A 23,703-nucleotide genomic window follows, 5' to 3' on the forward strand; every position below is an offset into this window, starting at 1 on the left:
ACCGGGTATTTTAGCAGGTTCTCGTGAACGGTTCAGGTTGGGCGGCAGCCCGGTTCACCGCTACCGACGCCTGGGCGATACCCCACATCATCTGAAATATGGAAATGACGACGACTCAATCAAGTTCAAGTATGAAAACCAATCCTGCACACACGGCCGAACGATCGGCCAGCCCGGTGACCTGGTGGTGACAGCCATGAACCGCACCAAAACAACACCCAGGCCCATGCCCACAAGAATCCGGAGAGCACTCGGTATCGTCGTTTGCCTGTGGCTGCTGGGGGGCATTGTGCTGGCTTCAGCGGGATTGCTCACGCATGCTCAGCCCGCCGATGTCGGCGTCGTGCTGGGCAACGCGGTGCAGCGCGACGGCACCCCGTCACCGAGGCTCGCAGCGAGGCTGGACACGGCGCTGCAGTGCTATCAGCAAAGCCAGTGCGGGCTACTCTTCGTGAGCGGCGGCATCGATCCATCCGGCACGAACGAGGCGCTGGCCATGCGCGCCTACCTGGTAGGCCACGGCGTGCCGCCCGACAAGATCGTGGTGGATAGCACGGGCGGCGATACATGGAGCACCGCCCGTCACGCAAGCGCCTTCATGCGCAGCCGGGGACTGTTCAGCGCCGTCGTGGTGACGCAATACTTCCACCTGCCCAGGACCACGCTTGCTCTCAAACGCTTCGGCGTACGCGACGTAAGTGGCACGTATCCGCGGTTCTGGGAACTCCGCGATATCTATTCCGTGGCACGCGAAGTCCCCGCCTACTTCTGGTACAGCATCCGCCCAAGCTAGATCCACGCGCGGGAGATGCTGCCCGAGGGGTATGCCGGCGTTACTTCGGCAGCACCCCGTCGACGCCCTCGACATACCAGTTGAGCCGCTGCAGTTCCGCATCGGCCAGCGTCTTGCCCGCCGGAACCTTCACCGCACCGGTCTGATCCTTGATCGGACCGGTGAACACATCCCACTTCGCGCTCGCGATTTGCGCACGCTTCGCTTCGACGTCCTTCTGCGCGGCTGCGGAGAGGACACCGGTATTCAGGTCTTCGAGATTGACGGCTTTCTGCGGAATGCCCCACCACACCGGATCGTTCTTCCATTTGCCGTCGAGCACCTGCTGGATCGCCGCCGTGTAGTACACGCCCCAATGTCCGACCACCGAGCCGAGATGCGCGTCAGGACCGAACTTCTTCATGTCCGAGTCCCAGCCGAACGCATGCACGTGTTTCTCCGAAGCGGTGGCCAGCGTCGCGCTTGAATCGGTGTTCTGCAACAGCACGTCGGCGCCCTGCCCGATCAGCGTTTCGGCAGCCTGTTTTTCCTTGCCTGGATCGAACCAGCTGTTGATCCAGATCACCTTCGTATGCACCTTCGGATTCACCGAGCGCGCGCCGAGCGTGTACGCATTGATGTTGCGGACCACCTCGGGGATCGGCACCGACGCGACGAAACCGAGCGTGTTGGTCTTCGTCACATAACCGGCCGCGACGCCCGCGAGATACGCACCCTGGTACATGCGCACGTCATAGGTGCCGAAGTTCGCGGCTTTCTTGTAGCCGGTCGCGTGCAGGAACACGGTGTCGGGAAAGTCCTTCGCGACCTTCAGTTCGAAGTCCTGGTAGCCGAAGCTCGAACCGATGATGATCTTGTTGCCCTTGTTCGCGAGATCGCGGAAGACGCGTTCGGAGTCGGCGGATTCGGGCACGTTTTCGATCCGCGTGATCTTGATCTTGCTGCCGAACTGCGCTTCGGCTTCTTTCGAACCCTGATCGTGGGCGAAGGTCCAGCCGGCGTCGCCCGGGTTGCCCAGGTAGACGAAGGCGACGCCAGGTGCGTCGGCGGCCTGTGCCGGTTGTTGTGCAAGCGTTGCGCCAAGACTCAGCGATGCGGCCGCGAGCGCGAACGTGGTCAGCAGTTTTCTTCTCATTGTGTTTTCTCCAGTGATGTCGTTAATTGTCAGATCGTTGTTATCCAGATGCACTCAGCCTGCGGCGAAAAACGGTTTGCCGAGCGAAGCCGGCGCGTTCAGCCGGATCGTGTTCGGGTTGCGCGAGATCAGCACCAGCACGACGATCGTCGCGAGGTACGGCAGCATCGCGAGAAACTGCGTCGGCACAGGCACGCCGATCGCCTGTGCGTAGAACTGCAGGCCCGTCACGGCACCGAACAGCAACGCGCCGATCAGCAGACGCCCCGGGCGCCACGTCGCGAACACGACGAGCGCGAGCGCGATCCAGCCGCGCCCCGACGTGAGCTGCTCCTGCCACAGATGCAGATTGACGATCGAGTAGTAGCCGCCCGCGAGTCCCGCCATGCCGCCGCCAAACAGCACCGCGCCATAGCGCACGCCGACCACCGGGAAGCCCACCGAATGCGCAACCTGTGGCGACTCGCCCACCGAGCGCAGCACGAGACCCGCACGCGTGCGGTACAGGAACCAGCCGATCACAGCGAACATCGCGAACGCGAGGTAATCGAGTGGCGTCAGACTGAAAAACGCGGGACCGAGGACCGGAATTTTCGAGAGCAGTGGAATCGGCCACGCATCGATCGTCACGCGCACAGCCGCCGATGTGTACGGCTTGCCGACATACGCGGACAAACCGATGCCGAAGATCGTCAGCGACAGGCCGGTTGCGACCTGGTTCGCCATCATCGTCAGTGTGAGAAATGCGAATAGCAGCGACATGGCCACGCCTGCCGCGATCGCCGCCATCACGCCGAGCCACGGGTTGCCCGTGATTGCGGTGACCGCATAGCCGCTCACCGCGCCCATCAGCATCATCCCTTCGACGCCAAGGTTGAGTACCCCCGATTTCTCCGCGACGAGTTCGCCCGCGCCGGCGAACATCAGCGGAATCGCTGCGGTCACGGCGCTCGAAGTCAATGCACTGGCTTGCTGGATATCCATGAGAGTCGTGTTGGAGAAGTCAGTGGGCGTGCGGAACGTGCGCGGCCGTATGGCGGCGACGCACGCGGTAATTCACGAACAGGTCGGCACCGAGCAGGCAGAACAGCAGCAACCCCTGGAACACGCCGGACAGCGCCTGCGGCAGCTGCATCGACGTCTGCACCGCTTCGCCGCCTAGGTACAACAACGCCATCAACAGGCTGGCGAGCACGATACCGAACGGATGCAGCCGGCCGACGAACACGACGATGATCGCAGTGAAACCATAGCCCGGCGACCACGTCGCTTGCAGTTGCCCGATCGGCCCCGCGATCTCGCCCATGCCGGCCAGCCCAGCCAGCCCGCCGCTGATCAGCAGCGACGTCCAGATCGTGCGGCGATCCGAGAAGCCTGCGTATCGCGCGGCCAGCGGCGCAAGACCGCCGACGTTCATGCGGAAGCCCGCAAAGCTTTTACGCATGAAGAGCCACACGAGCGGAATCGCGACCAGCGTGATGAAGATCGACGCGTTGAGCCGCGTGCCGCGCAGGAATTTCCAGTGCCAGTCGCCGGCGAAGGTCGGATAGAGCGCGTCGCCAGAGAACATCTCCGACAGCGGAAAATTCATCCCCTGCGGGTCGCGCCACGGGCCGCTCACCAGATAGATCAGCAGTTGCGTGGCGACATACGTGAGCATCAGGCTCGTGAGGATTTCATTGGTGTTGAAGCGGCTCTTCAGCAGCGCGGGAATCGCGGCCCACGCCATGCCGCCGATTACACCGGCCAGCATCATCGTCGGCAGGATCCACCAGCCGCTCGCCTGATCGAAGTAGATCGCGACACCGCTCGCAGCAATTCCGCCGAGCAGCATCTGCCCTTCCGCGCCGATGTTCCAGACGTTCGCGCGATAACCGATTGCGAGACCGAGACCGATCAGACACAACGGCGACGCCTTTAGCAGCAGTTCGGTCCAGCCGTTGATGCTCGACAGCGGTTCGATAAAGAACGCGTGCATCGCCTGCACGGGGTCGCGGCCCACCAGGCCGAAAATCAGAAAGCCGATCACGAGCGTCAGCAGTGCGGCGATCAGCGGGACGGCGAGCTGCATCGCGCGGGACGGCGAGGTGCGCGCTTCGAGTCGATACGGAGGGATCATGAGGTCGGTGTGGTGAGCGTGTCGTTATCTGTCTGTGCGCTGTGTGCTTTCATGTGCGGGGTCATGCGTGCGCTGGTTCGCCGGGCGGTGACGGCGGCAACGTTGCGCTGTCGCGCTCGCCGAACAGGCCCGCCATCCAGCGGCCGATCTCTTCGGCATTCGTGTCGCCGCACCGGCGCACCGGCGAAAGACGTCCGCGCGCGAGCACGGCCACGCGGTCGCAGATGTCGAACAGTTCTTCGAGTTCTTCGGAGATCACGAGGATCGCTACGCCGCGCGCCGACAGATCGAGCAACTGCTGACGGATGAACGCCGCCGCGCCGACGTCGACGCCCCACGTAGGCTGCGCGACGACCAGCACCTTCGGCGCCTGGAGCATCTCGCGGCCGACGATGTACTTCTGCAGGTTGCCCCCCGACAGACTTTGCGCAAGCGCATCGGGGCCGGCGCAGCGCACGTCGAACGCCGCGATGCAACGCTGCGCGAACGCTTTCATTGCGCGCGCATCGATCCAGCCCGACCGGACCATCTTCTCGCGATGCGCGGTGAGCAACGCGTTTTCCGCAAGCGACATCGCTGGCACGGCGCCGCGCCCGAGCCGCTCCTCGGGCACGAACGCAAAGCCGAGCGCCCGCCGCGCACCTGCACCGAGTCGCCCTGCCGGCTGGCCGCAGATCTCAATCGCATCCGCTTGCGAACTGCGCGCTTCGCCCGACAGCGCGGCGAGCAGTTCCGCCTGGCCGTTGCCCGACACACCCGCAATGCCGAAGATCTCGCCGCCGTGCACCGCGAGCGACACATTGTCGAGCGAGGTGCCGAACGGATCGGCGCTCGCCACAGAGAGCTGCCTCACCTCGAGCAATACGTTGCCCGGCGTGTGCGCACGGCGCGTGTAATCGGGCAACGAATGGCCGACCATCAATTGCGCAAGCGACGCATGCGTTTCGTCGCGCGGCGTCACGCGGCCCGTTACGCGGCCGCCGCGCATCACGGTCGCGCTGTCGCACAGCGCCTGGATTTCGTCGAGCTTGTGACTGATGTAAAGGATGCTGCAGCCTTCGGCCGCGAGCCGCCGCAACGTCTCAAACAGCTTGCGCACCGCCTGCGGCGTCAACACCGAGGTCGGTTCGTCCATGATCAGCAGACGCGGGTTCTGCAGCAGACAGCGGACGATCTCGACGCGTTGCCGCTCGCCCACCGTCAGGCTATGCACGTGGCGCTGCGGATCGATATCGAGGCCGTAGTCGGCGGAGACTTCGCGGATGCGTTTGCCAAGTGTCTTGAGGTCGAACGGTTCATCGAGCGCGAGTGCGATGTTCTCGCCGACCGTCAGTGTCTCGAACAGCGAGAAGTGCTGGAACACCATGCCGATGCCGAGCTTGCGCGCGGCCGCCGGACTCGCGATCTCGACGGTTTCGCCTTCCCAGCGGATCTCGCCGGCATCGGGACGCACCGCGCCGTAGATGATCTTCATCAGCGTGCTCTTGCCGGCGCCGTTCTCGCCGAGCACCGCGTGGATCTCGCCGGCTGCGACGGTGAGCGTGACGTCGTCGTTGGCGCGCACGGCCGGGTACTGCTTGCTGATGCCCGTCAGCGCGAGCCGCGGAGCGGGTGTCGACGGCGCCGCGGCCGGGCCGCCGGCAGAAGAAGATGAAGCAGGGGAAGAGTCGTCCATGGGATTCCGTAGTGCATCGATACGCCGTCTGCCGCCCTGCGCCGCCGCTCCGAAGAGCCTCGTGTGCACTGCGGCAACCGGTCGACAATACCTAATTCGCCGCAGCCAGTCGAGCCGTCAAAAATCGCGCAAAGCCGCGCCACAGCACGCTTTCCGGGTTAGCCACCCTTGACGTGGCTTTGTGTCTATATTAAAACGCATATACCCCACAGCACCCTCGATCAGCCTTTACATATAATCGGAGAAGTCATGAGCCAGCAACGCGAGGCGATCGACACCTACTTACTGCGGGTCTTGCACACCCTGCTGATGGAGCGCAGCGTGACGCGCGCCGCCGTCAAACTCAACCAGTCCCAACCGGCTATCAGCGCGGCGCTGCGCCGGTTGCGCGACATCACCGGCGACCCGCTGCTCGTGCGCGGCAAATCCGGCATGGTGCCTACCGAGTACGGTCTGCGCCTGCTCGAGCCGGTGCAGAATGCGCTGCGCGAAATCGAGCGCATCAAGTTCCAGCAGCACAACTTCGATCCGGCGACGTCGATCCGCTGTTATCGCATCGGTTGCCCGGACTATCTGAACGTGCTGTTCGTGCCGACCGTCGTCGAGCGTTTCCGCCAGGCCGCACCCAACGCGACACTCGAATTCCATTCGCTTGGGCCCGCCTTCGACTACGAACTCGCGCTCGAAGACGGCAAGCTCGATATCGTCGTCGGTAACTGGCCCGAGCCGCCCGAGCAACTGCATCTGTCGAACCTGTTCGTCGATCAGATCGTCTGCCTGATGAGCAGCGCGCACCCGTACGCCAAACGTGGCGGCCTCACACTCGATCAGTACCTGAACGCGCCGCACCTCGCACCGACGCCCTATTCGGTCGGCCAGCGCGGCGCAATCGACGTGCACCTCGCACGCGAGCGGCTCAAGCGCCACGTCGTCGTTACGCTGCCGTACTTCAATCTCGCGCCGTACGTGCTCGTTAAATCGGATCTGATCTTCACGACGACGCGGCTCTTCGCCGATCACTACTCGAAGTTCTTGCCGCTCACGGTCGTACCCGCGCCGCTCGACTTTCCACCGATGCAGTACTACCAGTTGTGGCACGAGCGCTGCCATTACTCCGACGAAGTTCGCTGGCTGCGCGGGCTTGTTGCCGAGGCGACTCGGACGTTGATCGATAAACCCTGACGCGAGCCCGCGTTCATTGTTACGCGGGCTCCCATCGGCAAGACGGACAGCGTGCTTGCGCGCAGTCCTTCAGTCCTGGTTGCGCAACCACCTGATACAGCGTCTGAGTGAGCCGGTTGTGCCACTCACTCGTACGCTGAATGACTATCGTAGCTACGCAGCCGCCTGATACAGCGTCCGCGCAAGCCCGTTGTGTCGCTCGATCACCGGCCCTAGATCGAGCGTCGTCAGCCTCCCCTCCTTCACGACGACACGCCCACCGATCACGCTATAGGCCACCTGCGACGGCGCGCAGAACACCAGCGCCGCAACCGGGTCGTGCAACGCGCCGGCAAAGAGCGGCTGGCGCAGATCGAACGCGACGAAATCGGCGGCCATGCCGGGCGCGAGCGCACCGATATCGTCGCGATTGAGCACCCGTGCGCCACCGAGCGTCGCGATTTCGAGCGCTTCGCGCGCGGTCATCGCATCGGGCCCAAAACCGACGCGCTGCAGCAGCAATGCCTGACGCACTTCGGCAACCATCTGCGCGCCATCGTTCGATGCCGAACCGTCCACCCCAAGCCCAACCGGCACGCCGGCCAGCCGCATTCGTTTAACCGGCGCGATGCCCGACGCCAGTCGCATGTTCGAGCACGGACAGTGCGCCACGCCGGTGCCGGTCCGCGCAAACAACGCAATCCCTGCATCGTCGAGCTGGACACAGTGCGCATGCCACACATCGCGCCCGACCCAACCGAGATCCTCGGCGTATTCGGCCGGTGTCATACCGAACTTCTCGCGGCTGTACGCGATGTCGTTCACGTTCTCCGCGAGATGCGTATGCAGCGACACACCATACTGCCGAGCCAGCGCCGCCGATTCGCGCATCAGGTCGCGGCTCACCGAAAACGGCGAACACGGCGCAACCACCACCCGCAGCATCGCGTAGCGGCCCTCGTCGTGATATGTCTCGATGAGCCGCTGCGTATCCTTCAGGATGTCCGCCTCGCGCTCGACCACCGAATCCGGCGGCAATCCCCCGTCTTTCTGTCCCACACTCATGCTGCCGCGACTCGCATGAAAGCGCATACCGATGCGCTGCGCGGCGGCGATGCTGTCGTCGAGCCGGCTGCCGTTCGGATAGATATACAGATGATCACTGGACGTCGTGCAACCGGACAGCAGCAACTCGGCCATCGCCGTCAGCGTCGATACCTCGATCATCTCGGGCGTCAGATGCGCCCACACCTTGTAGAGGCTCGTCAGCCAGCCGAACAGCTCGGCGTCCTGCGCGGCCGGGATCGCCCGCGTCAGGCTCTGATACATGTGGTGGTGCGTGTTGACGAGCCCCGGTATCACCAGGTGCCCGTGCAGGTCGAGCACGTCGTCCGCTGTTTGCGGCAATTCGGCTGTCGGGCCGACCGCGACGATCCGGTTGTCTTCGATATACAGGCCGCCGTCGCGCAACTCGCGTCGTGCGCCATCCATCGTCACGAGCACATCGGCATGTTTGACCAGCATCGTTCTGCCGCGGGTGTTTTGCTGCGCCATCGTCATTCGTTTCTCCGCCTGATTCATGCCGCTCCGGCGAATTGCCTCAGCGACGGGTGCGAGGCGCACCGAACGCGATGGGGCGAGCACGCACCGTGCCGCCGCGTCCGTTCAGACGCCGGGGGCCCGGTTACCCGGCGTGCTGCGCCGTCTTCGGGACACGCAGCGGGGCTGCGCATGGGCATAACCTTCGCGGGCCAAAATTGCGCTGACAACACGCACCGGTGCGATACCGGGATTCACGCTGCCGATATAGTGGGTCATTCTGGCGCCGGTACGATCGGTAAAACGCATAAACCGCGTCGTCATACGGCTCCGGTGCGATCCAGCTTTCAGCGGGCTGTCATGCGTCAGGCTTTATCTTTCCTATCGCTCGTGCGCGAATGCGTTCATCCTTTTTACAATGGCTGCCACGGCGCTCGCTTCGATCCGCCGACGGGTATGTAGCCACTGACGTGGAGCCTCGATCCGCCGCACACGCATCATGGATCGGGCCGTCGCTGAAACCTCGCATCGATACAAGGAAAATTGCGAATGGGAAAGCTCACTACCCACGTGCTCGACACCGCGAACGGCCGGCCCGGCGCCGGCGTCAAGGTCGAACTCTACGCACTGGCCGGCGACACGCGCCGCCTGCTGAAAACCACCGTCACTAACCACGATGGCCGCTGCGACGCACCGTTGCTGGCAGACGATGCCTTCGTGGCCGGCGAATACGAACTCGTGTTCCATGCCGGCGACTACTTTGCCGCCACGGGCGCGCAGTTGCCGCAGCCGCGCTTCGTCGATCGTGTCGTGCTGCGCTTCGGCATCGCCGATGCGGGTTCGCACTATCACGTGCCGCTGCTCGTGTCGCCGTGGTCATACAGCACGTATCGCGGTAGCTGACACAAGGCCGGTCACCGTCCGTGCATTTTGCAGATGACGAGGAGACACCTGCTGAACGCTGACGGACGGCTGGATCAGAACGGCAACCGCACACCCACATACGGCGCCCTACGCGCCTGACGCAGTCCGCGCGCCGGCCACCCGACGAGCCGCGCCGCGACGCGCATAACGAACAGGAAGTGGAGGAGTTTCATGGAAGGATTTATCACCGACTGGCTGAATCTCGCGATTCGCTGGTTTCACGTCATCGTCGCGATTGCATGGATCGGCGAGTCGTTCTATTTCGTCGCGCTCGACAACAGCCTGAAACCGCCGCAGGACGCGAACCAACGCAAACGCGGTGTGTTCGGTGAACTCTGGCATGTACACGGCGGCGGCTTCTACAACATGCAGAAGTACACGGTCGCACCACCCGAAATGCCCGACGACCTGCACTGGTCGAAGTGGCCGTCGTACACGACGTGGCTGTCAGGTTTCGGGCTCTTCACCGTGCTGTATCTGTTCGCGCCGAACACCTACCTGATCGACAAGAACGTGCTCGATATGGGACCGGTCGTCGCGATCTTCTCGGCGCTCGGTTTTCTGGCGGCTGGCTGGATTGTCTACGACTCGCTTTGCCGTCTGCTCGGCACGAGAGACAAACTGCTCGGTATAAGCGTTGGCCTGTATGTGCTGATCGCCATCTGGCTCGCGTGTCATATCTTCGCGGGGCGTGCGGCGTATCTGATCACCGGCGCGATGCTCGCGACGATCATGTCGGCGAACGTGTTCGTCGTGATCATTCCGGGTCAGCGCAAGATGGTCGACGCGATGTTGAAGGGCGAGACGCCGAATCCGATCTACGGCAAACGCGGCAAGCAGCGCTCGGTGCACAACACCTATTTCACGCTGCCTGTGGTGTTCGCGATGCTGTCGAACCACTACGCGATGACCTACACACATCCGTACAACTGGGCCGTGCTCGCGATCATCATGCTGGCCGGCGCACTGATCCGTCAGTTCTTCGTGATGCGACACCGCGGCCAGGTGCTGTGGTATCTGCCCGTCGGTGGCGTCGCGCTGATGGCTGCCGCACTCGCGTGGACGATGCCGAAGCCGGTCGTGCCGCAAGCGCAGGCGGCGAACCAGCCGGTGCTGAAAGTCGCGGATATCGCGCCGGTGTTGCAGCAGCGCTGCATCGCGTGTCACTCGTCGCATCCGACCATGATGGGTAGCGCCCCGGCCGGCGTGATGTTCGATACGCCCGACGAGATCTCGCAGAACGCGCAACGGATCTACAACCAGGCAGTGACGTTGAAGGCAATGCCGCTCGGTAACGTCACGCACATGACCGATGCTGAACGGCAGAAGATTGCTGCGTGGTTTCAGGCCGGCGCCGCGAAGTAAGCGATAAGGGGCTGGCCGCAGGGTCGGGATGACCGGCGGCCAGTCCAGGATGCTCCACTCCGACAGATCGACCACGCGCTATGACAAACGCGCGAGGAAGCTACCGATCGCACGATTGAACGCGGAATTGTCCTCGACATGAGGGATATGCCCGATGCCCGGCAAGACGTTCATTTGCGCGTCAGGCAACAGGCGCGACAGGCGCAGTCCATCGCTAACGGGTGTTACGCCGTCGGTTGCACCCCAGATCACATCGACCGGCATGGTCAGCGACGCGTAGTCCGGCGAGTGGCTGCTTTTGCTGAGCCCTGGATCGTTGAGAAATGCATCGAGCCAGTTCTCGTAAGCCACCGTCGTCCCAACCACCGAGAGCGGTCGCTGATAGACGGCGATCCACTCGGGCGTCAGCGCGTCGTGACGCGAGGTGAACTTCCGTAAAAACCACCCGGTGAGCCGCGGATTGGTCGCCGTCGCGGCAATCACCGGTCGCGCGACCACCGGTAGCGCAAGCAGATTGCCGATTAACCCTCGCTGCGCGGGCGCTTGATCGATAGACAGCGCAACATCCACCAGTACCGCTGCCTTAAAGCGCTCCGGTTCAGTCATCAACGCTTCGACCGTCGCTCGCCCGCCAAACGAATGACCCACGAGTATGACCTGCGAAAGCTTCAGCGTGTCGAGCATCCCGAGAATGCGCAGTGCCTGGTGGTCCGTGTCGTAGGTATCGGCCGCCGGCCGGCTCGTATAGCCAAAAGGCGGCAGGTCGACCGCAATGCAGTGATAGCCCGCCTGAGCGAGATAATTCATGGTCGGCAGCCACGTCGAACTCCAGGCGCCTGCGCCGGAAATAAAAACAATCGGCTTGCCGTTCGCGGGACCCCGCTCCTGTATCAGCATGTCCACGTCCGCCGCCCGCACAAAACGCGATCCAACGGGCGCAGCGCTCTGCGCGACATCCCGCTCGCGGCTATGGGCCAGCAGATCCGCGGCGCCCAATACGCACACCAGCGCGATGATCGGTGTAGCGACCACGGCAATCGTGATTTTATAAAATTTCATGAAGTCTCACGCGTTCTTGTTATGTTTCGTCGTTGCAGCGGCATATTTACTATGGAAAATAATTACATGTGCCAATACTGGGCCAGTTTTCTCAAGATCAAGATCGACCGATAATATCAAGTCCGCTTAGAATTGCGCACCGAAGCTTAAAACAAGCTGACAGTTTCAATAGCCGTCAATCGACTCCCGGGAACAGGCGAAAACAAACATGCTATTAACTACAGTCGTCCCCGCTTTCTTTTTGAGCCGCGGTCGCATTACCCGCAGCGAATGGCTAACCCGCATCGTCATCGCCGCACTCGTGTGCACCGCTTTCGGCAGCCTCGCCGGATCCTGGTTTGGCGAAACGGGCACGAGCCTCTTTGCAATCGTCTTTCTCTGGAGTGCAAGCGCGCTCTCGGCGCAACGCCTGCACGACACCAGCCGCAACGGATGGTCGTTATTAGCCGCCGTCATCCCGGTGTTTGGACCGATCTGGGTTTTGATCCACCTGCTGCACCGCGGCGTCGATCACGCCAATCGCTTTGGTCCCGATCCGGCAATCCGCTCGGATTACCTCAAAGTCAATATCGCGGAGTGATGCAGACATGGCAACGGTCAACGACGTCACCCAGCTAAACCGGATTCCGGTATTTTCAGTCGCTACGCCGACTACTACTCAGGAAGTCGTCGAGGCGCTCACGCAGACCAATCTGCCGGTATCGGTAGGCGGCGGTCACTTCAGCATGGGCGGACACACTGCCAGCCCGGGCACGCTGCATCTGGATATGCGCAAGATGAACCGGATACTCCGGTTCGAGCCGCATACATCGGTGATTCGCGTGCAGGCTGGTATCCGCTGGTGCGACATCCAGCACTTCATCGATCCGCATGGTCTGTCCGTCAAGATCATGCAGACTTACGCGAACTTCACGGTAGGTGGTGCGCTGTCGGTGAACGCGCACGGGCGTTACATGGGCCTCGGGCCGGTCGTGCTGTCGGTACGGGCCATTACGCTCGTGCTCGCGAGCGGCGAAGTCGTCACCGCGACGCCTGCTGCGAACACCACGTTGTTCAATGCGGCGATTGGCGGGTACGGCGGTGTAGGCATCATCACCGAAGTGGAACTCGACCTCGCGCCCAATACGCGGGTCAAGCGCAGCGATCGCAAGATGCACACGGTCGATTACAAGGCATGGTTCGACAAGAACGTGCGCGGCCATCACGATGTGATCTTCCACAATTTCGATCTCTATCCGCCGCGCTACACACGCGGCCGGGCCATCAGCTGGACAGTGACCGACGAGCCGGCAACGTCGGGACGATTGCAGCCGCTCAGCCGCGGGTTTCTGGCGGCGAAATATTTTCTGTGGGCCATCACCGAGACACCGCTCGGCAAGTTCCGGCGCGAGTATCTGTACGACCCGCTGCTGCATTTCGGCAAAAAGGTGCACTGGCGCAATTACGAAGCCGGTTACGACGTCGCGGAACTCGAACCGGTCGGGCGTCGCCGGCGCACGTACGTGCTCCAGGAGTATTTCGTTCCCGTGGCCGTCGTCACGCAATTTGCAGAGGCGCTCTCGGAGATCCTCTCGCGACATCGGGTGAATGCCGTCAACATTTCGATCCGCCACGCGCTCGCCGACAACCGCACCGTCATGGCGTGGGCACGCGGCGAGACATTTGCCTTCGTGCTCTACTACAAGCAGCGCACGCGCGACAACGCCCGCGAGCGCGTCGCGGTATGGACGCGCGAACTGATCGATGCGGTGCTGGCGGTGGGCGGTACCTACTATCTCCCTTATCAGTTGCACGCGACGCACGAACAGTTCCATCGCGCTTATCCGCGCGCGCGCGAAATGTTTGCGCTCAAGCAGCAATTCGATCCGCAATACCGGCTGCGTGGTGCGCTGTGGGATCGCTACTATGCGCCGGAGCGAGGCACGCCAGAAACGACGCCGATGTCGACTACGGCTGCGGCAACAAAGGAAGACAGCAGCGGCACGTTGTTCTCGACGATCTACGGTAACGAGCACGAAGCCGATCGCTTCTATACGTTCCTGCAGAACATCTTCCACGTGTTGCCTGAAGACCGCCTGCATACGTTGATCAAGGCGTCGATGGCGGAACACTCGGGTGACGAGGGTATTTATCGCGCGATCCAGGCGGGTCTCCCCGCTATCACACCGCGCCTCGCGATGCTCACCTACGCGCTGCCGTCCCTGTCGACGCAGAAAGCGGAAATGGGCCGGCAAGCCGCCACGCTGCTAGGCGATGCGCCGTTGCGAGACTACGTCGAGATCGGCACGACAGGGCGTTACGTGCGCGCCATGAAGAAGTACCTGCATCTCAAAGGCGAGGTCACTCTGGTTCACGACGTGCGGCCGGGCATGAGCCCGGTCGATATCGTCGAGCGCGGGCAGCTCGGCTCGATCGGCAAATTCCAGCCTTTGAACGACTACGCTCCGATCGCACTACCTGCCGCCAGCGCGGATCTGGTCAGCTGCTTTGTCGGTCTGCACCATATGGCGCCGGCAAAGCTTGCGCCGTTTCTCGACTCGATTGCGCGGATCGTCCGTCCGGGCGGCTATTTCGTGGTCCGCGATCACGATGTGACGACACCGACCATGGACGCATTCGTCGCGCTTGCACATACGGTCTTCAACGCGGGGCTCGGCGAAACGTGGCACACCAACCAGGCGGAATTACGCCATTTCGCCAGTGTGGACGACTGGATCTCGCGTATCGAAGCCGCAGGTTTTCGCCATACAGGCGCGCGCCTGACCCAGCACGGCGATCCATCGGACAATATCCTGATGGCGTTCGTGCGCGTTGGAGAAGCGGCATGAGGTGGCCGTTGCGCAATGCGCTTCTCGCTATCGGCGCGGTCATCTGCGCGGTCATCGGTATCGTGCCCGCAGTCTCGACGCCAGCTGTGTATGCAGCAACGCCCTCCGCGACACAGGTGGCTCCGGGCACCTCATACCAGAGCCCCGTGCCGGTAGCGGATCGCCGCGGCACCGAACAGACGCTGCTGACCTTTCCCGAGTGGTATCTCGTGCACAGTCCCGCGGAATACGCGCGGATCGTCCGGATTGCGCCGTCGCACGATTTTCCGTTTCTGGACCAGACCGGCCAGCTGTGGTCGAGCTACGCAACGGTCACGCGCGAGCAGCTGCATGACCACTATCCGCTCAATCCCGGCTATCACGTGATGATCTGGGTGATCGCGTCGAGCACGACGATCGAATACGCACTGCGCTCGATCTATGAAAATACCGTGGGCCGCGCAAGTTGGCTGCTAGGCGGAGAAAAGCTCACCGCCGAAGACCGTTACGGTGCCCAAGCCGCGCAGGAGTACGTGGACTTCATCCGCCAGGAGCCGTGGTATCTGTTCGATTTCAGCGCGCGCCTGCACCACCTCTGGAGCGATGTGCCGCTGTGGGGACCCGGGCTGATCCGCAAATGGGAACGCCGCTACACCCTGACCACCGAATACGCGATCAAGGCAGTGTATGGAAAGATGATTGAAAAGGCCACGCGGGCTGCTTATACGCCCGCGCTGATGACGACCGATGTGGTCGTGGACCACCTGCCCGATGGCTGGTCGGCGCCCACCCATGTCAGCGTGCTTGCTCACCTGCCGGACGGTCAGGCGTTACTTGCGTTGCCGCGCTATTTCGACTTCAGGCTGGCGGCGACAACGCTTGCGCAACAGGGCATTCATCTCACCGATATCGCCGGCAACCGATCGGTGATTCTGGTCACGCTGTGGGTAAAGGACGACCAGGTATTGCCCGCGACCAGTGGCCGCGTGCTGTTCGAACAGCCGCTCACGATGCCCGCCCATACCCGACGCGTCGCGCTGCTGATACCGGTTCGCGACCTGTCCGACTTTCTGGCGGCGGCCGGGAAAGACGGTCTCGAGACGGAGCATGTGTACGACTATTGAATCCGCTCAGAGCGCGACCGCCTGCAGCGCCTCTTCAGTCAACCACAACGATTCGTCGAGATCCTGTTCGTTGAGATTGAGCCCATCGCCGCCACGATCGACGACGATGAAATCGCTAATTTCGCCGAGCGCGATCAGCGGATGGTGCCACACGCCCTTCGCGTAATTCACGCCCTGCCAGCCGCTCGTCACGAACGCGCGGATCGCCTCCGAATCGAGTTCACCCGCCGGCGCAACGACCACCAGATACGGCTTGTCGTTCAACGGTACAAACGCCTGGCTACCAAGTGGATGCCGTTCGAGCATCTTCACCTCGAACGGCAGCGTGCGCGGCTGGCCGCGAAACAGGTTCACGAGCGCACGACCGCCCTCATCGACGACATCGACATGCGCGAGATCGTGGTAGCGGATCGTCGTGCCGAGGTTGATCGGAATCTGCTTTGCGCCGTCCAGTTCGATCACGTCGCCGAACGGGGCGAACGCGGCGCGGGTCAGCGGTTCGATAACGAGCTTGTTCATCGTGATCAGGCGAGCGTGCCCCATAGACGCAGGCGCGATACGCCGCCGTCCGGGATGATGTTAAAGCGCACGTGCGTGACCACGCCGAGCGCTGCCAGTTCGCTTTCGAAATGATGCTGCCGGTCCATCTGCAGCTTCTGTTCGCCGAGCAGCACCGGCCAGAACATCGCCTGCGTCACCAGTGAACTGTCAGTGCCGCCCGTCACGCGCGCGGCCTGGATCGAGCAGCGATCCGGATAGTTGCCCTTGAAGTGCGCCGTATCGACTTCGATCTTGCGGATCACACCCGGCTGCGCGAGCGCGAAAATCGCCCAGTCGTTGCCCGGTTCGCGACGACGTCGCGTTTCCCAGCCGTCGCCCATGTTGACGCCGCGACCCGGCCTCAGCAGCGTGGAGGCAGCACCGAAGTGCTGGTTGTTCGCGCCGACCAGGTATGCGCCGTTTTCCATCGCCGCCAGATCGAACAGCTCGGTGCGACTTGCGCCGGCCCAGTCGACCTGCGGCTGACCATATACGCGCAGACGCGCGATGCCGCCGTCCGGATAGATGTTCACGCGCAGATGGGTCCACGCGTTGGCATCGTTCACGTCGAGATAGTGATGGCTGTTGCCCTGCAAGGTGGTCGACGGGACGATCTCGGTCCACTGCGTCGAAGCACCCGGCGCACCGTCGACGACACGTGCCGCCTCCACCGATGCCGCCGGCGGAAAGTTGCCGGTGAAGTGGCTCGTATCGAGGTCGAGCCCCTTGATCACACCCGGCCGCGCCAGCTTCACGACGCACCAGTCATAGCCGCTCGAACGCTTGCGGCGGGTTTCCCAGCCGTCCATCCATTTGCCGTTGTCGTCGTACTTGCCGGGAATGAAGACGGCCGGTTCCGGGTTCAGCATGCGTTCCTTCGGCGCGAAGAAATCGTCGCTGGCCTCGAGCGCCTGCGCGCCGAGACGCGGGTCCGCCAGATTCACATAGCGACGCGTGAAATCCGGTGCGTTAGGGTCGAGAATCGGGAGTGCCATCGTTGTCTTCCTTTTTGTCTATGAATGCCGGCGTCGGTGGCCGGCGGTTGCAATGTCGCAATGTTGGTTAACGCGCGCGCTACGCTTCGATCAGATCGTCGAGCCTGAAGCGCGCGATCCGGTAAATCTGGTCGAGGCTCGCACGCAGTTCTTCGGCTCGGCTGTGGCTCACGCGCGCTTCGAAGTTCGCGATGATGCCGTGACGGTCATAACCGCGCACCGCGAGAATGAACGGAAAGCCGAACTTCTCGCGATACGCCGTGTTCAGGCTCACCAGCCGCTCGAACTCTTCGCGCGTGCATTGATCGAGCCCGGCGCCGCTCTGCTCTCGCGTCGACTCTTCTGTCAGCTCGCCGCGTACCGCTGCCTTGCCGGCCAGCTCCGGGTGGGCGTTGATCAGCGCGAGCTGGATCGCTTCGTCGGCACTTTCGACTGCATGCGTCATGGTCGCGTGCAGCGCGTCGATACTCGCAAACGGTCGCGCACCGGCGGCGACTTCGGCCACCCACGGCGAATGCTCGAAGATGCCGGACAGCGCCGCGACGAACGCATCGGTTGAACTGTGATTGAGCTGGTCGAGTGTGTAATGCATCGCCTTCATGCCGCGGCCCCGCGGGAAAGGGGTTGATAAGGATGATGGTCGCGCCAGTGCCGCGCGATATCGACGCGTCGTGTCACCCACACGCGATCATGCTGCTCGATGTGATCGAGAAACCGCTGTAGCGCGCGGAACCGCCCAGGGCGGCCGAGCAGCCGGCAGTGCATGCCGACAGACAGCATCTTCGGTGCTTCATCGCCCTCTTCGTAGAGCACGTCGAACGCGTCGCGCAGATAGGTGAAGAAATGATCCGCCGTGTTGAAGCCCTGCGGTGAGGCGAAACGCATGTCGTTGGTATCGAGCGTGTACGGCACGATCAGTTGCGGGACGTTGACGCCGCCCGTCACTTCGACGTCAAGCCAGAACGGCAGGTCGTCGCCGTAGTTGTCCGAGTCGTACAGGAAGCCGCCGTATTCGGCGACAAGCCGGTGCGTGTTCGGACTGTCGCGACCGGTGTACCAGCCGAGCGGCCGCTCGCCGGTCACGCGCTCGATCGCTTCCATACCGAGCCGCATATGTTCCGCTTCGCGCTCCGGCGCCATGTCCTGGTAGTGAATCCAGCGATACCCATGACACGCAATCTCATGCCCCAACTCGACGAATGCGCGCGCGAGCTCCGGATGCCGCTCGATCGCCATGCCGACACCGAACACCGTGAGCGGCAGGCTGCGCTTTTCGAACTCGCGCAGGATGCGCCACACGCCGGCACGCGATCCGTATTCGTAGATCGACTCCATGCTCATATGCCGCGACGGATAAGCCGCTGCACCGACGATTTCCGACAGAAACTGCTCCGACGCCGGATCGCCGTGCAGCACGCAGTTCTCACCGCCCTCTTCGTAGTTCAGCACAAACTGCACGGCGACGCGTGCGCGCCCCGGCCAGTTCGCCTGCACCGGGTGGCGGCCGTAGCCGATCAGATCGCGCGGGTAATTCGAATCGAATGACATGGTATGGACGAAAAGCGGTCTAGCGACGCGGTGAAAAGAGGCGTGGAACGCGGGATACCGACATGTATCCCTGACGTTCGAATACGGACGCCACGATGCAACGAGTGTAGCGAAAACGCCCGGATGCGCCCATACACACGGGCAGATAGTGCGAGTCAGACCGGGTGTATGTGCGGCTGCCGCTGCGGTTCGGCGCCGGATGCCGGATCGCTCGCGTTTACCCGACCTGGTATGCCAACGGCACTCTGGCCGCTGGCCCCGGGGGACAGGGGACCACTGGCCGGCCCGGGGCCTTCTAGCCCTGGGCCGGCCAGCTCGGGACTAAACCGCTCGAATTCGCCGTCATAGCGTTTCGGCAGCGGCCGCGCATAGTCGCCGCGCTTCGCAGTCGCGAGACGCAACGCAACCAGCGCCTCGACCCATTTCACCGCGGCGGTCACGCCTTCGATTACCGGCGCACCCAGCGCATCCTCGATTTCCGCGCACAGTTCGGCCATCCCCGCGCAACCGAGTACGATCGCGTCCGACCCGTCTTCGTCGAGCGCTCGGCGGCATTCGTCGAGAATGATCGCGCGTGCCGCCGAGCCGGGACGGTCGAGATCGAGCACGGCGACATCGGTGGCGCGCACGTTGCGGCAAAAGCGTGTCATGCCGTACCGCTCGGCGAGATGCCATGCCATGCCGCGCGTGCGCGCCAACGTCGTCACTACCGAAAACCCCGGCGCGAGCACGCTCGCCGCGTGCATCGCCGCTTCCGCGATGCCGATCACGGGGCCACGCGCCAGCTCGCGTGCGGCGTAGAGACCGGGATCGCCGAAGCACGCGATCACGTAGCCGTCGCAGCCCTCGCGCTCGCCCGCGGCGACTTCGGCGAGTAGCCCCGGCGTGGCGAGCGCTTCGTCGTAGTAGCCCTCGATCGATGGCGGGCCCATCGGCGGGCTCACGGCGATCAGCTCCGTGCCGGGCGCGACGACTTCGCGTGCACAACGCGCCATCGCGTCGGTCATGCGCCACGTCGTGTTCGGGTTGATCAGTTTGATACGCATGTCTGCTCCTGCTTGAATTGCAACTTCAGTTGTCGCTTCAATGGCTATCTCATCTGCGCGTGAACATCAGGTAGAACCCCGCGCCAAGCGCCGCGCCGATAAACCACGAGAAATTCGCGAGCCCGTTCAATCCCGGCACCAGCACGCAGATAATCGCGATCACCGCCGCCGGCACTAGCGCCGCGACCGCCTTGTAATTCACACCGCCGCGATACCAGTAGCTGCCCGATTCGGACACGGTATACAGATCGTCGAGTACGATTTTCTGCCGCTTCACCAGGTAGAAGTCGACGATCAGCACGCCGTATAGCGGCCCGATGAAACTGCCGAGCACGTCGAGCGTGTAGTGAATCACCTCGGGGTTGTTGAACAGGTTCCACGGCGTGATGAAAATCGATGCGACCGCGGCCAGCATGCCGCCCGCGCGCCAGCTAATCAGACGCGGCGCGACGTTCGAGAAATCGAATGCCGGCGACACGAAATTCGCGACGATGTTGATGCCGATCGTCGCGATCGTGAACGTCAGCGCGCCGAGTATCACCGCAGTCGGATAGTCGATTCGACCAACCGTTTCGACCGGATCGGTAATCAGTTCGCCGAACACCGGCAGCGTGGCCGCCGTAGTGATCACCGTGACGAGCGAGAAGGCGAGGAAGTTGACCGGCAGGCCCCAGAAATTGCCGCGCTGTACGCTGCGAAAGCTCTTGCCGTAGCGTGAGAAGTCACCGAAGTTCAGCATCGGCCCCGAGAAATACGACACCACGAGCGAGATCGCCGTGATCATCACCGGCACGACTTCGAGCCCGTGATACTTGACGCCGCCCAGGTTGATGCCGATGTTGCGCCAGCCCGCACGCCACACCATGTAACCAGCGAGTATGAACATCACGATGTAGACGGCCGGCCCGGCGAAGTCGATGAACTTCTTGATCGTCTCCATGCCGTTCCAGAACACGAGCGCCTGCAGCACCCACAGCAACATGAAGCCGGCCCAACCGATCGTCGACAGGCCCATGAAGCCGTGGTGATGAACGTCCGCATACGGAAGAAGCTGCGGGATGAATTTCAGCACGACGATGACGAGCGCACTCGAGGCCAGGTATGTCTGGATGCCATACCACGCAACCGCGATCAAGCCACGGATCACCGCCGGAATATTCGCGCCAAGCACGCCGAACGTCGCGCGGCACGCGACCGGATACGGCACACCGTTCTGTTGGCTCGGTCGCGCGATCAGGTTGCACAGCACATTGACGATCGTGATGCCGACCAGCAGCGCGATCAGCACCTGCCAGCTCGTCAGACCGAGCGCGAACAGACTGCCCGCGAACACATAACCACCGACGCTATGCACGTCCGACATCCAGAACGCGAAGATGTTGTACGCGCTCCAGGTCTGGTGCCGCAGCGGTGCGAGGTCTTCGTTGTAGAGACGTTCGCTGTAGCCGGCGGGCAGCGGCGCGCCGGGCGTCGAACTGCCCTCTTCGAATGCCGGCATTGCGGCGCTGGCAGGGTTACCCGGTGCTGCACTGAACTGAGCCATGACTCCTCCTTGAGATGGGACCGTCGATTGCGAATCGAAGGGCATTGCATCCTGCATGCCAGCGGCCGGGCCGCTATGGCCGGGGCTGCGCGCCTGCAGGCGCCGCGAGTGTCTCCGTACGTACGTACTGGTTTTTATCGCTCCGATATGAGCGCGGACTCATACCGGAGCGCGTTCGCCTGCGTCTGGGCTGGACGTGGGCGTCCCTCCACGCGATGGACAGCGCACTACGCTGGCCATCGCACGGCGGTGGTCGTTCAGTTCGAATTCAGTGCGACGCGCACCACGCCTGAGCGTGGCTGCGCGGAGTGCTTCAGATTGGCGCGGGCTTTGTGCCTCGTGTGCCGAACACTTCGTGTAGATCGGCAGCGCCGCGCGCAGGACGATCCAGCATCTTCAACTCGACGCTTTGCAGGTGGCGCGCCATCAGCGCTGCGGCTCCCTGCGTATGGCCGGCGTCGAGCGCGGCCAGAATGGCTTCGTGATCTTCGACCGAGCACGGGCTCTGGCCAATCGATTCGTACAGCGCCGAGATCAACGTCGAGCGCGCAACGAGCCCGTTCAGGCAATCGCACAGCACCGTGTTGCCCGTCAGCGCGGCCAGCTCCGTGTGGAACTCGCCCGACAGGCGGATCCACGCGGAAAAGTCTCGCGTCTCGAACGCCTTGCGCTCGCGGCCGATCATGCTGGCGATGCCCTTCAACCGGCGCGTGCCGTGCCCCGAGCAGATCCGCTCGACGACGGCCAGCTCGATGATGCGGCGCATCTCGAACACCTCGTGCACTTCCTGCAGCGACGGACTCGCGACAAACGCGCCACGGTTCGGCTCGAGATCGATGAGCCGGTCGGTCGCGAGCAGCGCAAGCGCCTGGCGCACCGGCCCGCGCTTGACGTCGAACACCTCGCACAACTGCGCTTCGGTCAGCTTGGCGCCCGGCGCGAGTCGATGTTCGAGGATCGCGTCGCGAATGCGTTCGGCGATGGCCTCGGGCCGGTTACCTGCGGAAGAAGCGGAAGTTCGGTCGGACATGATGTGCGTTCCGTTATGGAGAGCATCTTAGGTTGGACATTAAAATTGTCAACAATTTTTGCTGTCAATGATTGGCAATTCAACCTGACTTGCCCTGTCACCGTGGAGATATGTCATTTTTTAAGGGAAAATCCTGGTCTTCTGGGCATGACAAGCCACGATTCTGCCGCATATTTTGTTGACAATATTTTCTGGGGTCGCGCTCGATGAACCAATACGCGCGGATTCGTGACCGGCAGTTAGTTGCGACAGACAGGCGTTCGCGACGTGCGCTATCCACCGCCCTGCTCTCGCAGCGGATAGCGCACATCGGCGGATAACGAAGACGTGGACGGATGGAAGCCGCATTACCGCCGGCCGCCCGCTCAGCCCAGATGCGGATAGTTCGAGACGGTCAGCTGGAAGCCGTGTGGATCGGCGACGAGGTGCGCATCGGCGCCGAACGGCAGCGTCACGATGTCGGCAATGTGGCCGAACGGCAGCCCGGTGATCACCGGAATGCCGATGACCGACCTCACCTGTTCGATCATCGCGTGCAGGTCGTAGCCGTTGTCGGAGTCGAACAACCTGGCGCCGGAGAAGTCGCCCAGCACCAACGCCTGCTGCTGCGCGAGGATGCCCGACAGATGCAGTTGATAAATCATCCGCTCGACCCGGAACGGCTGTTCGTTGACGTCCTCGAGCCAGAGGATGCCGCCCTGCACCGGCGGCATATACGGTGTGCCCACCAGCGACGAGAGCACCGCGAGATTGCCGCCCCACAGCATGCCGGTCACATCGGCGGACTGCGCCTGATGAGCATCGCTCGTCACGGTGAAGGTCGGTTTCGTGAGCGCATTCCAGAAGTGCTGCATCGTGAATTCGCTTGGCGTTTCCGCGCCGAAGTCGCTCAGCAGCATCGGCCCGGCAAACGTCTTCACACCCGCGCGCGCATACAGTGCGAGCTGGATCGCGGTGAAATCGCTGTAACCGACGAGCGCCACCGGTGCGTCACGCAAGCGGCGCTGCAACCCTTCGTAATCTAGCCCGTGCAGGATGCGCGTCGCCCCGTAACCGCCACGCACCGCGAGCACGATATCGGGCAGTGGGCGCGAAGTATCGGCGAGGCGGTTCAGATCCGCGGCACGTTCGCCGTCGGTGCCCGCAAAGCGCTGATAGCAGCGCTGCGTCGCGTCCAGCCCTTCGATGCGATGTCCTTGCGCGCGCAACCTTTGCAGCGCGCGCTGCGCCGCCTCCTGGTCGTACGGGTAGCCGGAAGGCGCGATCAGCTCGATGGTGCGGTGGGCGGTCATGGGCAAAG

21 protein-coding genes are annotated in these 23,703 nt (G+C 62.9%); 7 read left to right on the forward strand and 14 right to left on the reverse strand.

Features of this window, described 5'->3' with window-relative positions:
* Positions 1 to 226 precede the first annotated feature (226 nt).
* Positions 227 to 793, forward strand: coding sequence for a YdcF family protein (locus tag FNZ07_RS24275; protein ID WP_091013586.1), 567 nt, complete (start codon positions 227 to 229; stop codon positions 791 to 793).
* 40 nt (positions 794 to 833) lie between these two features.
* Here FNZ07_RS24275 and FNZ07_RS24280 read toward each other — a convergent pair whose 3' ends face one another.
* The 4 genes from FNZ07_RS24280 to FNZ07_RS24295 all read right to left on the reverse strand — a co-directional run bounded on the left by FNZ07_RS24280 (position 834) and on the right by FNZ07_RS24295 (position 5,722).
* On the reverse strand, positions 834 to 1,928 hold the full coding sequence (locus FNZ07_RS24280) for a BMP family ABC transporter substrate-binding protein (protein ID WP_091013590.1): 1,095 nt from the start codon (positions 1,926 to 1,928) through the stop codon (positions 834 to 836).
* Between the two features lie 54 nt (positions 1,929 to 1,982).
* On the reverse strand, positions 1,983 to 2,912 hold the full coding sequence (locus FNZ07_RS24285) for an ABC transporter permease (protein ID WP_091013594.1): 930 nt from the start codon (positions 2,910 to 2,912) through the stop codon (positions 1,983 to 1,985).
* 19 nt (positions 2,913 to 2,931) lie between these two features.
* Positions 2,932 to 4,047, reverse strand: a complete 1,116-nt coding sequence (locus FNZ07_RS24290; RefSeq protein WP_091013597.1) for an ABC transporter permease — start codon at positions 4,045 to 4,047, stop codon at positions 2,932 to 2,934.
* A 61-nt stretch (positions 4,048 to 4,108) separates the two neighbouring features.
* Positions 4,109 to 5,722, reverse strand: coding sequence for an ABC transporter ATP-binding protein (locus FNZ07_RS24295; protein WP_091013602.1), 1,614 nt, complete (start codon positions 5,720 to 5,722; stop codon positions 4,109 to 4,111).
* 249 nt (positions 5,723 to 5,971) lie between these two features.
* On the opposite strand from FNZ07_RS24295, the gene FNZ07_RS24300 reads away from it, so the two are divergent.
* Complete coding sequence (locus tag FNZ07_RS24300; protein WP_091013606.1) at positions 5,972 to 6,904, forward strand: LysR substrate-binding domain-containing protein; 933 nt, start codon at positions 5,972 to 5,974, stop codon at positions 6,902 to 6,904.
* A 153-nt stretch (positions 6,905 to 7,057) separates the two neighbouring features.
* Here the strand turns inward: FNZ07_RS24300 and FNZ07_RS24305 are convergent, their stop codons facing one another.
* Positions 7,058 to 8,443 carry an 8-oxoguanine deaminase gene (locus FNZ07_RS24305; RefSeq protein ID WP_245811517.1) on the reverse strand — a complete coding sequence of 462 codons (1,386 nt, stop codon included), beginning with the start codon at positions 8,441 to 8,443 and terminating at the stop codon, positions 7,058 to 7,060.
* A gap of 528 nt (positions 8,444 to 8,971) precedes the next feature.
* On the opposite strand from FNZ07_RS24305, the gene uraH reads away from it, so the two are divergent.
* Both uraH and FNZ07_RS24320 read left to right on the forward strand, forming a co-directional pair.
* The gene (uraH, locus tag FNZ07_RS24315) at positions 8,972 to 9,325 is read left to right on the forward strand and encodes a hydroxyisourate hydrolase (protein ID WP_091013613.1); all 354 of its coding nucleotides are present in this window, start codon (positions 8,972 to 8,974) and stop codon (positions 9,323 to 9,325) included.
* 192 nt (positions 9,326 to 9,517) lie between these two features.
* Positions 9,518 to 10,711 (forward strand): urate hydroxylase PuuD, encoded by a 1,194-nt coding sequence (locus FNZ07_RS24320; RefSeq protein ID WP_091013619.1) that lies wholly within the window; start codon positions 9,518 to 9,520, stop codon positions 10,709 to 10,711.
* A gap of 78 nt (positions 10,712 to 10,789) precedes the next feature.
* On the opposite strand, the gene FNZ07_RS24325 is transcribed toward FNZ07_RS24320, so the two are convergent.
* A complete protein-coding gene (locus tag FNZ07_RS24325) occupies positions 10,790 to 11,770 on the reverse strand; it encodes an alpha/beta fold hydrolase (protein ID WP_091013622.1) in 981 nt (326 codons plus the stop codon).
* 241 nt (positions 11,771 to 12,011) lie between these two features.
* Here FNZ07_RS24325 and FNZ07_RS24330 point away from each other — a divergent pair, with 241 nt between their 5' ends.
* From FNZ07_RS24330 to FNZ07_RS24340, 3 genes are read left to right on the forward strand one after another with little or no spacing between them, the layout of a single operon-like run.
* Complete coding sequence (locus FNZ07_RS24330) at positions 12,012 to 12,350, forward strand: DUF805 domain-containing protein (RefSeq protein ID WP_170275831.1); 339 nt, start codon at positions 12,012 to 12,014, stop codon at positions 12,348 to 12,350.
* Between the two features lie 7 nt (positions 12,351 to 12,357).
* Positions 12,358 to 14,598 (forward strand): FAD-binding protein, encoded by a 2,241-nt coding sequence (locus tag FNZ07_RS24335; protein WP_091013627.1) that lies wholly within the window; start codon positions 12,358 to 12,360, stop codon positions 14,596 to 14,598.
* Positions 14,595 to 15,701, forward strand: a complete 1,107-nt coding sequence (locus FNZ07_RS24340; RefSeq protein ID WP_245811518.1) for a hypothetical protein — start codon at positions 14,595 to 14,597, stop codon at positions 15,699 to 15,701. The genes FNZ07_RS24335 and FNZ07_RS24340 overlap by 4 nt, the downstream gene beginning before the upstream one ends.
* Before the next feature lie 6 nt (positions 15,702 to 15,707).
* Here FNZ07_RS24340 and FNZ07_RS24345 read toward each other — a convergent pair whose 3' ends face one another.
* The 8 genes from FNZ07_RS24345 to ldcA form a co-directional block, all read right to left on the reverse strand.
* Positions 15,708 to 16,220 carry an ureidoglycolate lyase gene (locus FNZ07_RS24345; RefSeq protein WP_091014747.1) on the reverse strand — a complete coding sequence of 171 codons (513 nt, stop codon included), beginning with the start codon at positions 16,218 to 16,220 and terminating at the stop codon, positions 15,708 to 15,710.
* A gap of 5 nt (positions 16,221 to 16,225) precedes the next feature.
* Positions 16,226 to 17,236 carry an allantoicase gene (gene alc, locus FNZ07_RS24350; RefSeq protein ID WP_091013630.1) on the reverse strand — a complete coding sequence of 337 codons (1,011 nt, stop codon included), beginning with the start codon at positions 17,234 to 17,236 and terminating at the stop codon, positions 16,226 to 16,228.
* Between the two features lie 79 nt (positions 17,237 to 17,315).
* Positions 17,316 to 17,837, reverse strand: a complete 522-nt coding sequence (gene uraD / locus FNZ07_RS24355) for a 2-oxo-4-hydroxy-4-carboxy-5-ureidoimidazoline decarboxylase (protein WP_091013632.1) — start codon at positions 17,835 to 17,837, stop codon at positions 17,316 to 17,318.
* A complete protein-coding gene (puuE, locus tag FNZ07_RS24360) occupies positions 17,834 to 18,784 on the reverse strand; it encodes an allantoinase PuuE (RefSeq protein WP_091013635.1) in 951 nt (316 codons plus the stop codon). Before puuE ends, uraD begins: the two co-directional genes overlap by 4 nt.
* Positions 18,785 to 18,939: 155 nt before the next feature.
* Positions 18,940 to 19,830: an aspartate/glutamate racemase family protein gene (locus FNZ07_RS24365; RefSeq protein WP_245811519.1), complete on the reverse strand. Its 891-nt coding sequence runs from the start codon at positions 19,828 to 19,830 to the stop codon at positions 18,940 to 18,942.
* 49 nt (positions 19,831 to 19,879) lie between these two features.
* Positions 19,880 to 21,373 (reverse strand): NCS1 family nucleobase:cation symporter-1, encoded by a 1,494-nt coding sequence (locus FNZ07_RS24370; protein ID WP_091013637.1) that lies wholly within the window; start codon positions 21,371 to 21,373, stop codon positions 19,880 to 19,882.
* Positions 21,374 to 21,686: 313 nt separating this feature from the next.
* Positions 21,687 to 22,403 carry a GntR family transcriptional regulator gene (locus FNZ07_RS24375; protein WP_091013640.1) on the reverse strand — a complete coding sequence of 239 codons (717 nt, stop codon included), beginning with the start codon at positions 22,401 to 22,403 and terminating at the stop codon, positions 21,687 to 21,689.
* A gap of 365 nt (positions 22,404 to 22,768) precedes the next feature.
* Entirely contained in the window at positions 22,769 to 23,695 is a 927-nt protein-coding gene (ldcA, locus tag FNZ07_RS24380) for a muramoyltetrapeptide carboxypeptidase (protein ID WP_091013644.1), read from the reverse strand.
* Positions 23,696 to 23,703: the final 8 nt, after the last annotated feature.

This window comes from Paraburkholderia megapolitana, from assembly GCF_007556815.1.
Taxonomy (GTDB): domain Bacteria; phylum Pseudomonadota; class Gammaproteobacteria; order Burkholderiales; family Burkholderiaceae; genus Paraburkholderia; species Paraburkholderia megapolitana.

Bases quoted from the DNA above. Each gene is read 5' to 3' on its own strand.
- FNZ07_RS24295 (WP_091013602.1), bottom strand. From the start codon at position 5,722: ATGGACGACTCTTCCCCTGCTTCATCTTCTTCTGCCGGCGGCCCGGCC.
- FNZ07_RS24290 (WP_091013597.1), bottom strand. From the start codon at position 4,047: ATGATCCCTCCGTATCGACTCGAAGCGCGCACCTCGCCGTCCCGCGCG.
- FNZ07_RS24285 (WP_091013594.1), bottom strand. From the start codon at position 2,912: ATGGATATCCAGCAAGCCAGTGCATTGACTTCGAGCGCCGTGACCGCA.
- FNZ07_RS24320 (WP_091013619.1), top strand. From the start codon at position 9,518: ATGGAAGGATTTATCACCGACTGGCTGAATCTCGCGATTCGCTGGTTT.
- alc (WP_091013630.1), bottom strand. From the start codon at position 17,236: ATGGCACTCCCGATTCTCGACCCTAACGCACCGGATTTCACGCGTCGC.
- FNZ07_RS24280 (WP_091013590.1), bottom strand. From the start codon at position 1,928: ATGAGAAGAAAACTGCTGACCACGTTCGCGCTCGCGGCCGCATCGCTG.
- FNZ07_RS24325 (WP_091013622.1), bottom strand. From the start codon at position 11,770: ATGAAATTTTATAAAATCACGATTGCCGTGGTCGCTACACCGATCATC.
- ldcA (WP_091013644.1), bottom strand. From the start codon at position 23,695: ATGACCGCCCACCGCACCATCGAGCTGATCGCGCCTTCCGGCTACCCG.
- FNZ07_RS24305 (WP_245811517.1), bottom strand. From the start codon at position 8,443: ATGACGATGGCGCAGCAAAACACCCGCGGCAGAACGATGCTGGTCAAA.
- FNZ07_RS24365 (WP_245811519.1), bottom strand. From the start codon at position 19,830: ATGCGTATCAAACTGATCAACCCGAACACGACGTGGCGCATGACCGAC.
- uraH (WP_091013613.1), top strand. From the start codon at position 8,972: ATGGGAAAGCTCACTACCCACGTGCTCGACACCGCGAACGGCCGGCCC.
- puuE (WP_091013635.1), bottom strand. From the start codon at position 18,784: ATGTCATTCGATTCGAATTACCCGCGCGATCTGATCGGCTACGGCCGC.
- FNZ07_RS24275 (WP_091013586.1), top strand. From the start codon at position 227: ATGCCCACAAGAATCCGGAGAGCACTCGGTATCGTCGTTTGCCTGTGG.
- FNZ07_RS24335 (WP_091013627.1), top strand. From the start codon at position 12,358: ATGGCAACGGTCAACGACGTCACCCAGCTAAACCGGATTCCGGTATTT.
- FNZ07_RS24345 (WP_091014747.1), bottom strand. From the start codon at position 16,220: ATGAACAAGCTCGTTATCGAACCGCTGACCCGCGCCGCGTTCGCCCCG.
- FNZ07_RS24375 (WP_091013640.1), bottom strand. From the start codon at position 22,403: ATGTCCGACCGAACTTCCGCTTCTTCCGCAGGTAACCGGCCCGAGGCC.
- FNZ07_RS24300 (WP_091013606.1), top strand. From the start codon at position 5,972: ATGAGCCAGCAACGCGAGGCGATCGACACCTACTTACTGCGGGTCTTG.
- FNZ07_RS24370 (WP_091013637.1), bottom strand. From the start codon at position 21,373: ATGGCTCAGTTCAGTGCAGCACCGGGTAACCCTGCCAGCGCCGCAATG.
- FNZ07_RS24340 (WP_245811518.1), top strand. From the start codon at position 14,595: ATGAGGTGGCCGTTGCGCAATGCGCTTCTCGCTATCGGCGCGGTCATC.
- uraD (WP_091013632.1), bottom strand. From the start codon at position 17,837: ATGAAGGCGATGCATTACACACTCGACCAGCTCAATCACAGTTCAACC.